This is a genomic window from Bacteroides xylanisolvens (genome assembly GCF_018289135.1).
Lineage (GTDB): Bacteria > Bacteroidota > Bacteroidia > Bacteroidales > Bacteroidaceae > Bacteroides > Bacteroides xylanisolvens.
On record NZ_CP072216.1, the window covers coordinates 3,402,540 to 3,414,975 of the forward strand.

Annotated in this window: 10 protein-coding genes; 7 read left to right on the forward strand and 3 right to left on the reverse strand. The window is 41.5% G+C overall.

Going from position 1 to position 12,436, the window contains the following annotated elements; all coding sequences use genetic code 11:
• Positions 1-383 precede the first annotated feature (383 nt).
• From INE92_RS14565 to INE92_RS14575, 3 genes are all read left to right on the forward strand, one after another.
• A complete protein-coding gene (locus INE92_RS14565) occupies positions 384-3,617 on the forward strand; it encodes a SusC/RagA family TonB-linked outer membrane protein (protein WP_008018912.1) in 3,234 nt (1,077 codons plus the stop codon).
• Between the two features lie 13 nt (positions 3,618-3,630).
• A complete protein-coding gene (locus INE92_RS14570) occupies positions 3,631-5,643 on the forward strand; it encodes a RagB/SusD family nutrient uptake outer membrane protein (RefSeq protein ID WP_008018909.1) in 2,013 nt (670 codons plus the stop codon).
• A 346-nt stretch (positions 5,644-5,989) separates the two neighbouring features.
• On the forward strand, positions 5,990-6,739 hold the full coding sequence (locus tag INE92_RS14575) for an N-acetyltransferase (RefSeq protein WP_004299279.1): 750 nt from the start codon (positions 5,990-5,992) through the stop codon (positions 6,737-6,739).
• A gap of 56 nt (positions 6,740-6,795) precedes the next feature.
• Here INE92_RS14575 and INE92_RS14580 read toward each other — a convergent pair whose 3' ends face one another.
• The gene (locus tag INE92_RS14580; RefSeq protein ID WP_154029987.1) at positions 6,796-7,794 is read right to left on the reverse strand and encodes a M28 family metallopeptidase; all 999 of its coding nucleotides are present in this window, start codon (positions 7,792-7,794) and stop codon (positions 6,796-6,798) included.
• 172 nt (positions 7,795-7,966) lie between these two features.
• Here INE92_RS14580 and INE92_RS14585 point away from each other — a divergent pair, with 172 nt between their 5' ends.
• Genes INE92_RS14585 through INE92_RS14600 form a run of 4 tightly spaced genes read left to right on the forward strand, consistent with a single transcriptional unit; the run spans position 7,967 to position 9,875 of the window.
• Positions 7,967-8,410, forward strand: a complete 444-nt coding sequence (locus INE92_RS14585) for a hypothetical protein (protein ID WP_004299271.1) — start codon at positions 7,967-7,969, stop codon at positions 8,408-8,410.
• A 4-nt stretch (positions 8,411-8,414) separates the two neighbouring features.
• Positions 8,415-9,224 carry a metal ABC transporter permease gene (locus tag INE92_RS14590; RefSeq protein ID WP_004307944.1) on the forward strand — a complete coding sequence of 270 codons (810 nt, stop codon included), beginning with the start codon at positions 8,415-8,417 and terminating at the stop codon, positions 9,222-9,224.
• Positions 9,225-9,237: 13 nt separating this feature from the next.
• Positions 9,238-9,651 carry a tRNA (adenosine(37)-N6)-threonylcarbamoyltransferase complex ATPase subunit type 1 TsaE gene (gene tsaE, locus INE92_RS14595; RefSeq protein WP_004307943.1) on the forward strand — a complete coding sequence of 138 codons (414 nt, stop codon included), beginning with the start codon at positions 9,238-9,240 and terminating at the stop codon, positions 9,649-9,651.
• A complete protein-coding gene (locus tag INE92_RS14600) occupies positions 9,648-9,875 on the forward strand; it encodes an immunity 17 family protein (protein WP_004307942.1) in 228 nt (75 codons plus the stop codon). The genes tsaE and INE92_RS14600 overlap by 4 nt, the downstream gene beginning before the upstream one ends.
• A 67-nt stretch (positions 9,876-9,942) precedes the next feature.
• Here INE92_RS14600 and INE92_RS14605 read toward each other — a convergent pair whose 3' ends face one another.
• Together INE92_RS14605 and INE92_RS14610 are read right to left on the reverse strand one after the other, a co-directional pair.
• Complete coding sequence (locus INE92_RS14605) at positions 9,943-11,253, reverse strand: DUF58 domain-containing protein (RefSeq protein WP_008640843.1); 1,311 nt, start codon at positions 11,251-11,253, stop codon at positions 9,943-9,945.
• A 199-nt stretch (positions 11,254-11,452) separates the two neighbouring features.
• Positions 11,453-12,427, reverse strand: a complete 975-nt coding sequence (locus INE92_RS14610; RefSeq protein WP_195436547.1) for an AAA family ATPase — start codon at positions 12,425-12,427, stop codon at positions 11,453-11,455.
• Positions 12,428-12,436: the final 9 nt, after the last annotated feature.

The following is a 12,436-nucleotide window of genomic DNA, read 5'->3' on the forward strand; positions in this document are numbered from 1 at the left end:
TAAAATTAGAATTAACGGCACAAATATATAATATATTTTAATACATAGCATGTATTTTCAAAAATAATATCAAATTCTCATTCATTTTTTCTTTTTAAGAATACCCAAAGCCGTATTTTATCTTCATATTGAAATGAAACTACTTGTTTATTTCATCATCCTTGTTATTTCATCTAACACAAACAGGTACGAAATAGATATAAAATGGGTATAAAACAAGTAGAAAAGATCGCTTAAAAGATGACTCTTTTTTTGAATTTAAGGCTTTGAATCCAACGTTTTACGCACGGAATAAGTTCTGAAAGAACTTATTAAAAGTAATTCCGGATTCTAGGAAAAACTCTAAATTCAATGCTATGTTAAAACAACTAAAGTCAGTTAGTATGTTGTTGTTCCTACTGACAATGTCAGTAGAAGCAGCTTATCCGGAAACTGGTGAAAGCACTCTAAAAGTTTCCGTTGTACAACAGGGTACTACTTGTAAGGGTGTAGTAAAAGATGCAGCAGGTGAAACCATCATCGGTGCATCCGTCGTAGCCAAAGGTACGACGAACGGTACAATCACCGGAATCAACGGTGACTTCTCTTTAAACAATGTAAAAACCGGAGATATTATTGTAGTCTCTTTTGTTGGTTATCAGACTCAAGAAATCAAATTCACAGGACAATCATTGAATATCATCCTTAAAGACAATACACAAACATTGGATGAAGTTGTTGTGGTTGCTTTTGGCACACAAAAGAAAGTGAATGTAACAGGATCTGTATCTACGGTAGGAGCAAAAGAAATTTCGGCACGTCCCGTTAACTCTACCATAGAAGCTTTGCAAGGTATGGTTCCGGGTATGAATATCTCTACTGGTGATGGTGGTGGCTCCTTAGGTTCAGACAAAAAATTCAATATTCGTGGTGTTGGAACAATTGGAGCTGGTTCAAAGGTAGAACCATTGGTGCTCATTGACGGTATGGAGGGAGACATGAACGCTATCAATCCACAGGACATTGAGAATATTTCTGTACTGAAAGATGCAGCCGCTTCCTCCATTTATGGCTCGCGGGCACCAGGTGGAGTCATCCTGATTACAACAAAGAAAGGTAAGTCGGGAAAAACGGTAGTTAACTATAATAACAACTTCCGTTTTGTATCTCCCTTGAATATGCCTGAAATGGCGGATTCATACAATTTTGCTCTGGCAGTCAATGACCAGTTAACTAATGGTGGACAGACTCCCATGTATAGCGCCACCAAACTTCAACAAATTCTGGATTTTCAGGCAGGAAAAAGCACACAATATATGTGGCCGACCGATGCGGGAAGATGGAATTCATTCGATGATCCCCAACGGCAAGACGTGATGCCTACCGGCAATACCGACTGGTTAAAAACGTTATTTGGTAATAGCTTTACCCACGAGCATTCATTGAGCGTAAATGGTGGAACGGATAAAATACAATATTATCTTTCTGCGAATTATCTGGACCAAGGAGGTCTCTTGAAGTTTGGAGATGATAACAAACAACGCTACTCCTTTACTGCAAAAATCAATGCGGACTTAACCAAATGGTTGAAAATAAGCTATAGTATGCGTTTTAACCGGACGGATTATGAAGCTCCTTCATTTGCCGGAGGCGATATCAAAAGTAATGTATTCTATTTCGATGTATGCCGCTACTGGCCTGTCATTCCGGTAGTAGACCCAAACGGATTCTATACTGTCGAATCCAAGATTTACCAATTAACAGAAGGAGGCCGATATAAATCACAAAAAGACGTGATGGCACACCAGCTTGCTTTCATCGTGGAACCCATCAAAGACTGGAAAATTAACGTAGAATTGAACTACCGTTCCAACTATAATTTCAACCATACCGATTATCAAACCGTTTATGGTTATGATGTGAGTAAAAATCCCTACATTATTGCCAATCAAACTTCCAGCGTTACAGAATATGCTTATAAGAGTAATTTCTTCAATCCGAACATCTTTACCGAATACGGCAAATCATTAGAAAGCGGGCACAACTTTAAAGTGATGCTGGGTTTTCAGAGCGAACTATTCAAACAACGTGATATTACCGCTTCCCAAGACGGTATCATGTCGGAAGTGGCTACCTTAAACACCACGCAGACAAATGCACAAAACAGAGGAGGGTACTCCGAATGGGCTACAGCCGGCTTCTTCGGACGTGTTAATTACGACTACAAAGGACGTTATCTGGCTGAAGTAAATATGAGATATGACGGCACTTCACGTTTCCTTCGAGATAACCGCTGGAATCTGTTCCCATCATTCTCCTTAGGATGGAACATGGCCCGTGAAGCATTTTTTGAAGACCTGACCGATTTAATCAGCACATTCAAAATACGTGGTTCATGGGGTGAATTGGGCAACCAAAACACAGATAACTGGTATCCATTCTATCGAACTATTGATATTAACAAAGACCAATGGGGCAATTACGCACTAGGCAGTTGGCTGGTAAATGGTGTAAAACCAAATATTTCCAAAGAATCTGCGCTGGTATCTTCCTTACTGACATGGGAAAAGACGCAAACACTGGATTTAGGTTTCGACTTATCTATGCTCAACAATCGTTTGAATGTAACATTCGACTATTTCCAGCGTAAATCTAAAAACATGGTAGGCCCCGCCCCCGAACTACCCAACCTCTTAGGCATTGCCGTTCCCAAAGTAAACAACCTCGATATGACTTCCAAAGGTTGGGAAATACAGGTGAACTGGCGCGACCAGATACGCGACTTTAAGTATGGAGTTACCTTATCTTTGTCAGACAATCAAGTGGTTATTGATAAATACCCCAATCCGTCAAACACAATTTTAGATAAAGACAATAATAATACGTATTATGCAGGTGCTCACGTAGGTGATATATGGGGATTCCAAACAATCGGCATCGCAAAGACCGATCAAGAGATGAAAGATCATTTGGCCGGTATGCCCAATGGCGCACAGGATGTACTCGGTTCCGGCTGGGGAGCAGGTGACATCATGTATGCGGATTTGAACGGTGACGGCCAGATCAGCAGAGGTAACAAAACACTGGCTGATCATGGTGATTTGAAGAAAATAGGCAACAGTACACCACGCTACAACTTTGGTTTGAATCTGGATGCCGCCTGGAAAGGGTTCGACCTTAAATTATTTTTCCAAGGAACGATGAAACGTGATTATATGCCGGGGAGTGGTTCTACAATGTTCTGGGGAGCAGTAGGCTACTGGCAAACCAACTTTTTCAAACCTCATCTGGACTATTTCCGCGGAGAAGATACGACTAATCCGCTAGGAGCTAACCTGGGTGGTTATTATCCGCGTCCTCTCGAGAATGATAGAAACCGTAATCCACAGACCCGATATTTGCAAAATGCGGCTTACTGCCGTCTGAAAAACGTTACTTTAGGTTATACATTACCTAAATCTTTGACAGAGAAATTCTGCGTAAACAATCTGCGATTCTTTGTTTCAGCAGAGAATTTATTTACTATTACCAGTCTGGCCGATACGTTTGACCCCGAAACTGTTGGCATCGGCAACTGGGACGGATGTACCTATCCGCTATCCAAGACTGTATCATTCGGTTTAAGTGCAACATTTTAAATGATAAACGATTATGAAAAAACATATTAAACTTTTGACAATAGGAACATTGCTATTGGGCGGACTGACCGGTTGCAATGATTTTCTCGACAGGGAACCACTGGATAAAGTAATTCCCGAAAAATATTTTGCATCCGAAAGTGATCTGGCTGCATACACAATCAATGCTTACCCATTTGAAACAGTGACCGATGCGTATGGCATCAATTTCTTCGGCAAAGATAATGATACTGATAACCAAGCCAGTGGTGACTCACCGGCCTTCTGGATACCCGGGCAAAAGAAGGTGCCGTCTGGTGAAGGCGAATGGGACTGGAGTAAAATACGAACCTGCAACTATTTCTTTGATAATACTTTACCGAAATTCGAAGCCGGCACTATTACCGGCAATCAGGATAATGTGAAGCATTATATCGGAGAAATGTACGTGATCCGGGCATACAATTATTATAAATTACTGGTTTCTTTAGGAGATCTGCCTATTATCACTACTGCATTGCCCGACATAGAAGAGACCTTGGTGGAATCCAGCAAGCGCCAGCCGCGTAATAAGGTGGCACGCTTCATTCTGGACGATTTGCAAAAAGCAACAGAATTGTTGCTTGATAAAAGTCCCGGTGGCAAGAATCGCATCAGCAAAAACGTAGCTCACTTGCTACGTGCACGCGTTGCCCTCTTCGAAGCAACTTGGGAAAAGTATCACAAAGGAACAGCTTTTGTACCCGGTGGAAAAGGATGGCCGGGTAATCCCGCAGATGTAAGCGGTTTTAATAGTGATGCAGAAGTGGCTTATTTTCTTGATGAAGCAATGAAGTCATCAAAAGTGGTAGGCGACTATATCGTCGGAAAACTGGCAGACAATACCGATACCCCCGAAGGTATGAACGCCAGTCTGGTTTCCATCAATCCTTACTACACCATGTTCTGCGATGAAAACATGGAAGGATATGATGAAATACTGATGTGGAAACAGTTCAAGGAAGGATTGGTAACCAGCAACTTGCAAATGGAGTTGGCACGCAATGGCGGTGGTTCCGGATGGACTCGTGGCATGGTCAATTCATTCCTGATGCGCAATGGGCTTCCCATCTATGCAGCCGGTTCCGATTATAATCCCGATTGGGAGAAAGAAGGAGTAAATTCCACTTTACAGAATCGTGATTCACGCATTGTTATCTTTACCAAAAAGCCGGGTGATGCCAACACTGAAAATAAAGGTGATGTGAATTATTACGGTGATGACGGAACTCCCAGTTATTGCTCAATCCGTTTCATTTATGGCGATAAAGGAAGTTTGGCAACAACCGGATTCATCATCAAAAAAGGCAAACACTACTCCAGTCACATGGCAAATGACCATAGTGCGGGAACATCAGGTGGTATTGTTTTCCGTGCGGCAGAAGCCATGTTGATTTACATGGAAGCTTCGTATGAAAAAAATGGTAGAATCGACGGAACAGCCGACGGATATTGGAAAGCTTTACGCCGACGCGCCAAAGTGGACGAAGACTATAATAAGACAATCGCTGCAACACAGATGAGCGAAGAGGCTAAAGGCGATTTCGGTGCTTATTCTCATGGCCAATTGATAGACGCGACGTTATATAATATCCGCCGTGAACGCCGTAACGAACTTTGTGCAGAAGCTTTGCGCTGGGAAGACTTGAAACGCTGGCGTGCATGCGACCAGTTGATATCCAAACCTTACCGTGTAGAAGGTATGCTATACTGGGGAAGCAACTATGAAACGCAACTGGCAGATTTATGTAAAGTAGATCCGGCAGAAGGTAATATGTCCTCACCTGATTTAAGTAAATATATTCTTCCATACGAAAAAATCACGAAGAATAATCTGATTGCCGGGCAGAAGGGATTCCTCTTTACACCTGCTCATTATCTGAATCCGATAGGTATGGCTGTATTTCGTCAGACAGCCTCGGATAAGAATGATTTTACAAGTTCAGTCGTTTATCAGAACCCGGGATGGAAGATTGAAGGCGACACCGGCGCACAACCTGTAGAATAATAAAAAGATAAAAGAACAACTCTTTGAGCTTACAAATATATCGACCTTAATATTATATATCTGTTATCTTTTTATTTTTATAAACTTCATTGTCTCGCTTCAGATTAGGTAGAACTGCGGTCAATCTAATCCTAAGTTAGGCAATGAAGTTTTACATTCGCATGAGTTCTCGTTCAACATCCTCTGCAGATGTATAAAAAGTCTTTGTGATTTCCATAGTCACCCAACAGAGATTATCCGCAAAATTCACTACATTTGTATTTGCTTATCTGTCAACCGGGCTAATCAAGTATTACAATTACTACACTATCCGATTGATAATATCTAACTTGAAACAAAGGTGTATATGAATACTGACTTTACAAACTTAACAACAGAAAATCTTTCTAATGAGCATTTATGCTGCATTATCCGCAGCAAAAAGTCTCATCCTGGTATTGAAGCAAAACGGCAATGGCTTTCCGACCGGCTGAATGAAGGCCATGTCTTTAGAAAGTTAAACGCCAAAGCTACTGTTTTTATTGAATATGCCCCTCTTGAAACAGCTTGGGTTCCCGTCATCGGCGACAACTATTATTATCTGTATTGTTTATGGGTGCTAGGTAGCCCCCGAGGAAACGGATATGGGAAAGCATTAATAGAGTACTGTATAGCTGATGCCAAAGAAAAAGGTAGATCCGGCATTTGTATGCTTGGGGCAAAAAAACAGAAGAGCTGGCTTTCCGACCAATCATTTGCAAAGAAATTTGGTTTTGAGGTGGTTGACACTACTGATAACGGATATGAATTGCTTGCTCTTTCTTTCGACGGAACAGTACCGCAATTTGCGCCAAATGCCAAAAATCTGAAAATAGAAAGTGAGGAACTGACGATTTATTATGATATGCAATGCCCCTACATCTATAAATACATTGAAATGATCAAACAATATTGTGAAACAAATGATGTCCCTGTTTCTTTTATTCAAGTAGATACGCTACAGAAAGCAAAAGAGTTACCGTGTGTTTTTAATAATTTTGCAGTATTTTATAAAGGAAGTTTTGAGACTGTGAATTTGCCACCTATCGACTATTTAAAAAGAATACTCAAAAAATAAGAAATACAATCCTGACTTTTCCCATTAATTATCAGGATTGTATTTTATCTGCTTCATTAAAAAGACTTCTCATTTGCCATCTTCCACATATTGAGAAAAGAGGCTTTAGTGATTTCTACGACCTTATCCCAATTCAATCGGTCAGCATGATCGGAAGGCTGGTGATAATCAGGATGCCCGTCCGTATGATACCAGATGATCGGAATACCTACTTTGGCAAACGAACCATTATCACTTCCTCCTATCGGATTTTCCCAGGCGCGGTAATCCGGTTCCAATTGCAAACCGTATTTTCTGATATCCTCTTTCAACCAATCCTCAAAGACCGGATGGGCGGCTGTATAAAAATAAACGACCTGTTTAGGCTGTTGAGGTTTGTTATTACGGCCAATCATGTCAAAGTTCAGATAGCCTTTGATTTGAGATAGGAAAGGACAAGTTTGTACAAAATATTTAGAGCCAAGCAGTCCTTTTTCTTCTCCATCCCAAAAAGCAAAGATTACATTTCTTTCGGGTTGCTGTCCACTGGCTAAAAAGGCTCTTGCAATTTGCAGCACTGCCGATACACCGGAAGCATTATCGTCAGCACCATTGTATATTTGGTCGCCATCAAGTACAGGATCAATACCTAAATGGTCGAAATGAGCCCCCACAATCACATATTCTTTGGTATTTTTACCGGGAATCATTCCCAATACATTCCTCATGGTAAGCTTCTGATGAACTTCCTGTTTCAGTTTAACTATGGAATCAGGATGCACTTCCAGACGTCCTTTTTTCTGACGTTCTTTACGGTAAGCATCAAAAGGCTGGAAATAGCAGTCAGCCAAAGGTGATACTCCCATCCATTGAAGTAAGGAAACAATATACTCCGAGGTCACACGTGAACCATGAAAACCTGCCTCACGCCCTTGCAATTCATCACTAGCCAAAAAGTTGATAGTAGCTTCGGCAGAGGAACGGTTGATTGTATTCAAGGCCCTCTCAATAGGAGATTGGGCAAAAGTAATATTTCCAACCAACAGTAACGCTAATAGTAAATAATCTCTCTTCATTGTACTTCAAATATCTTAAGTCATTTTCATTGATTGGTGAAATTTAATTCACCCGCCAATGTTTATTTTGTAGGTAACATACAAAAGTACGAAAGAAATAGATAGCATACATGATAGAATGCAAATTTATAAGTAACTTTGCACAAAATTGATTGGTAACTGTTATATTGTCATGTGGATACTTATTATAAGTCTGGTGTTGCTGGGTGTCATTGCGCTGATAGCCGGAATTATCCGCAACAAAAGACTGCAAAAGAAAATAGAAAAGGGCGAACTGGACCGTATGCCGGAAGTGAAGGAAGTAGATGTGGAATGCTGCGGACAACACGAAGTATGCGAACGGGATAGCCTGCTGGCAGCTGTCAGCAAAAAGATAGAATATTACGATGACGAAGAACTGGACCAGTTCATTGGCAAGGCAGGAGATGCGTATACAGAAGAAGAAACAGAAATGTTTCGGGATGTATTGTATACGACACTGGATGTAGAAGTGGCCGGATGGGTACGTAGCCTTCAGCTCCGTGGCATTGAACTACCGGATGATCTCAAAGACGAAGTTTTTCTGATTATCGGAGAAAGAAGAAACATAGAAGTAAAAAAGGCAGATGACAGGTGATGTGATGGATTTACTACAATATACATTCTTTCAACACGCCCTATTGGGAAGTCTGCTGGCAAGCATTGCCTGTGGGATTATCGGTACATATATTGTAACCCGCCGCCTGGTATTTATCAGCGGAGGAATCACTCATGCTTCTTTCGGAGGGATCGGGTTAGGATTGTTTGCCGGAATTTCTCCGATACTCTCGGCAGCCGTATTCTCGGTATTATCTGCTTTTGGCGTCGAATGGCTTAGCAGACGGAAAGATATGCGCGAAGATTCTGCCATTGCAGTATTCTGGACGTTAGGGATGGCACTCGGAATTATGTTCAGCTTCCTGTCACCGGGATTTGCGCCCGACCTGTCGGCTTACCTCTTCGGCAATATACTGACCATCAACCAAATCGACTTATGGATGCTCGGCATATTGGCACTAATACTGACCGGATTCTTTTATCTGTTTATCCGCCCTATCGTATATATTGCTTTTGACCGTGAATTTGCACGTTCGCAAAAGATTCCGGTAGAGATATTCGAATATGTGTTGATGATGTTCATTGCGCTGACAATTGTAGCCTGCCTACGTATGGTAGGCATCGTACTGGCCATTTCTCTTCTCACCATTCCACAGATGACAGCCAACTTGTTCACTTATAGTTTCAAGAAGATTATCTGGTTATCAATCGGCATCGGTTTCTTGGGCTGCCTAGGTGGATTATTTATTTCTTATCACTGGAAAGTCCCTTCGGGAGCTTCCATCATATTCTTCTCTATCCTGATTTACGCTGTTTGTAAAATCGGAAAGAGTTGTTGCAGGAAAAAGTCATAATAATAGATAGTATATGGAAATCAAAATTCAATCACTGGAAAGTATCCATGAAGCAGCCCGTGAATTTATCGCTGCTATGGGCGACAACACTGTATTTGCTTTATACGGAAAGATGGGTGCCGGCAAAACGACATTTGTCAAAGCGCTCTGCGAAGAATTGGGCGTAACGGATGTTATCACTTCTCCTACTTTTGCCATTGTCAACGAATACCGTTCGGACGAAACCGGAGAATTAATCTATCACTTCGATTTTTACCGCATCAAGAAACTAAGTGAAGTGTACGACATGGGCTACGAAGACTATTTCTACAGTGGCGCTCTCTGCTTTATTGAATGGCCGGAACTGGTAGAAGAATTACTTCCGGGAAATGCCGTAAAAGTAACGATTGAAGAACTGGAAGACGGAAATAGAGTAATCAGACTATGACCGGACAATATATCGTACAAGGAATCTTTGCGCTAGCAGGAATCGTCTCCCTGCTGGCGTCATTGCTGAACTGGGACTGGTTCTTTACAACGCGCAACGCACAAACCATTGTCCGGAATGTAGGACGCAACCGGGCAAGACTCTTCTATGGGATACTGGGAATTATCATCATTGGAATGGCTATATTCTTCTTTGTGGAAACACGGAAAGCCATCACTCTTTGACACATTTTTTCAGACAAAAGAACATAAGTACAAAAAACTACAAAAATATGTTCTTTTGTTCTTATGTCTAAAGCAACTGTCGTGACTTCATCTCCAGATACTTATTAATCACATCAATCGAAAGATTCTCCGGTGTAGTTAATAAAGAATAGATGCCATGTTGTTTCAAAGTAGATACAATCAGCCGCTTCTCGTAAGCGAACTTTTCTGCAATCACGTGCCGATAATACCCTTCCGTATCTTTTGCCGGTTGGGCGATATATTCCTTCAAATCGACATCTTCAAAAAAGACTACGAGCAAACGGTGCTGGCGGTTTAGTTGTTTCAGGTAAGATAATTGACGGTTCATTCCTCCTATACTCGAGAAGTTAGTATATAGTACCAGCAGGCTACGTTTACTGACATGTTTGTTTAAATGAACGCAAAGAGCCGAGAAGTCTGTCTCCCCAAAAGTGGTCTGCTGGCTATAAAGACTTTCCAGCAATGTCTGCATATATCCCGATTGCTTGGAAGCAGGCACGAAAGTATCGAAGTGTTCATCGAAAGTCACTAATCCGGCTTTATCTTCTTTCTGCATAGCAACATACGAAAGCACCAGCGAAGCATTAATTGCATAATCCAGCAAGGTCATTCCACAGAAAGCTTGCTGCATCACTCTACCTTTATCGATCACATTATAAATCTGCTGTGAGCGTTCGTCCTGATACACATTCACCATAAGTTCATGCCGGCGGGCACTTGCTTTCCAGTTAATCGTACGGTAATCATCCCCCTTTACATACTCTTTAATCTGCTCAAACTCCGTATGATGCCCAACCCGGCGAATACGCTTTATTCCCAATTCAGTCAGATTATCACTTATTGCCAACAATTCATATTGATGGAGCATCAGATATGACGGGTACACTTTGATATCCAAAGGTTCTGCACAAGTATAGCGCCGGGATATAAAGCCGATTTTTCCGATCACAAAAACTCTGATATGACCGAAAGAGTAAACGCCACGATGAGTAGGTCGAAGACGATAGGTAACTGTTTTTCCCTCGTTTGCTCCAAGCTTCACCTGAAAGTCGACATCACGTTTCTGAAAAATAAAAGGGATCTCATCTATGATTTCTAAAGATACAGGATGCGGATAACTACTTTCTACCCGAATACTTACTTCATTTTCGTCGCCATTAGAGAAACGGTCGGCACACTGGCGGAAAGCACGGATTCCACGAATACGATAAAGAGAATATACGTCTGCCAGTACCACCAAAAACAAGACAAAGAGTGCCCACTGCCCGATAACAAAGAACGGAGCAAAAACATATCCGCTACCCAACAACAGGATAACTATGACAAGGGCAATATAGAAACGACGAGTTAGAAACAAATGATTTATGATTTATGAATTATGATTTATGGTTTCTTGGGTTTACGATTTCTTCAACTTACAATTTACGTACAGTTTATAATTTACGTACAGTTTATAATTTACGATTTATGATTTCTTCGATTTATGTTATGAATAGAGTCAGACATCCAATGCGCAGCCCAAATCATAAATCAGAATTCATAAATCATAAATCTTTTCATTTTGGTACTTCCACTTTATCAATTAAGCGTTGCGTCACTTTCACTGGAGAATAGCCTTCCATTTCAGCTTCGGCAGTCAGGATCAGACGGTGCTGAAGTACATAAGGAGCTACAAACTTGATATCTTCCGGTGTCACAAAATCACGTCCCTGCAAAAGAGCATACGCTTTCGACGATTGCAGCATGGCTACAGATGCACGTGGAGAAGCTCCCAAATATACAGCTTTGCTGGTACGGGTCTGCTGTACAATCAATGCGATATATTGAAGTAACGTGCGGTCTACGAATACTTGATTCATGAAAGCACGAAGCGACAGCAGTTCTTCTTTGGTAATAGCGGGAGTGATGTCGTCCAACTTCACCAATGCGGCATTGGTATGATGACGTTCCAGGATATTCACTTCCTCTTCCAATGAAGGATAATCCATCGTTATCTTCATCAGAAAACGGTCGAGCTGTGCTTCGGGAAGTTTGTATGTTCCCTCCTGCTCTACCGGATTCTGGGTAGCCAAAATCGTATAAAGATTTCCCATCCGGTGAGTCGTTCCATCAATACTGATCTGGCGCTCTTCCATTACCTCAAACAAGGCAGCCTGTGTCTTGGCAGGAGCACGGTTGATTTCATCGACCAATACAATATCCGCAAAAATCGGTCCCTGATGAAAATCAAAACCATTGGTTTTCATATTAAACACAGTCGTACCTAATACGTCACTCGGCATTAAGTCCGGAGTGAACTGGACACGACTGAAGTCTGCATCAATCAGACGAGCTGTCAAACGGGCCAACAGTGTCTTCGCAACTCCCGGAACACCTTCTATCAATACGTGTCCATTCGCCAAAATCGCCGTCAGTACCAAATCCACTGTCTGCTCCTGCCCTACTATGACGGAAGCAATCCGGTCTTTCAACTCTTGTATCTTCTCGGAAAAGAGAGTTAAATCTACTCGCTGTTCTGTATTCTCTTCCATAAATTTCTT

Bases quoted from the DNA above. Each gene is read 5' to 3' on its own strand.
- tsaE (WP_004307943.1), top strand. From the start codon at position 9,238: ATGGAAATCAAAATTCAATCACTGGAAAGTATCCATGAAGCAGCCCGT.
- INE92_RS14580 (WP_154029987.1), bottom strand. From the start codon at position 7,794: ATGAAGAGAGATTATTTACTATTAGCGTTACTGTTGGTTGGAAATATT.
- INE92_RS14590 (WP_004307944.1), top strand. From the start codon at position 8,415: ATGGATTTACTACAATATACATTCTTTCAACACGCCCTATTGGGAAGT.
- INE92_RS14570 (WP_008018909.1), top strand. From the start codon at position 3,631: ATGAAAAAACATATTAAACTTTTGACAATAGGAACATTGCTATTGGGC.
- INE92_RS14610 (WP_195436547.1), bottom strand. From the start codon at position 12,427: ATGGAAGAGAATACAGAACAGCGAGTAGATTTAACTCTCTTTTCCGAG.
- INE92_RS14575 (WP_004299279.1), top strand. From the start codon at position 5,990: ATGAATACTGACTTTACAAACTTAACAACAGAAAATCTTTCTAATGAG.
- INE92_RS14565 (WP_008018912.1), top strand. From the start codon at position 384: ATGTTGTTGTTCCTACTGACAATGTCAGTAGAAGCAGCTTATCCGGAA.
- INE92_RS14585 (WP_004299271.1), top strand. From the start codon at position 7,967: ATGTGGATACTTATTATAAGTCTGGTGTTGCTGGGTGTCATTGCGCTG.
- INE92_RS14600 (WP_004307942.1), top strand. From the start codon at position 9,648: ATGACCGGACAATATATCGTACAAGGAATCTTTGCGCTAGCAGGAATC.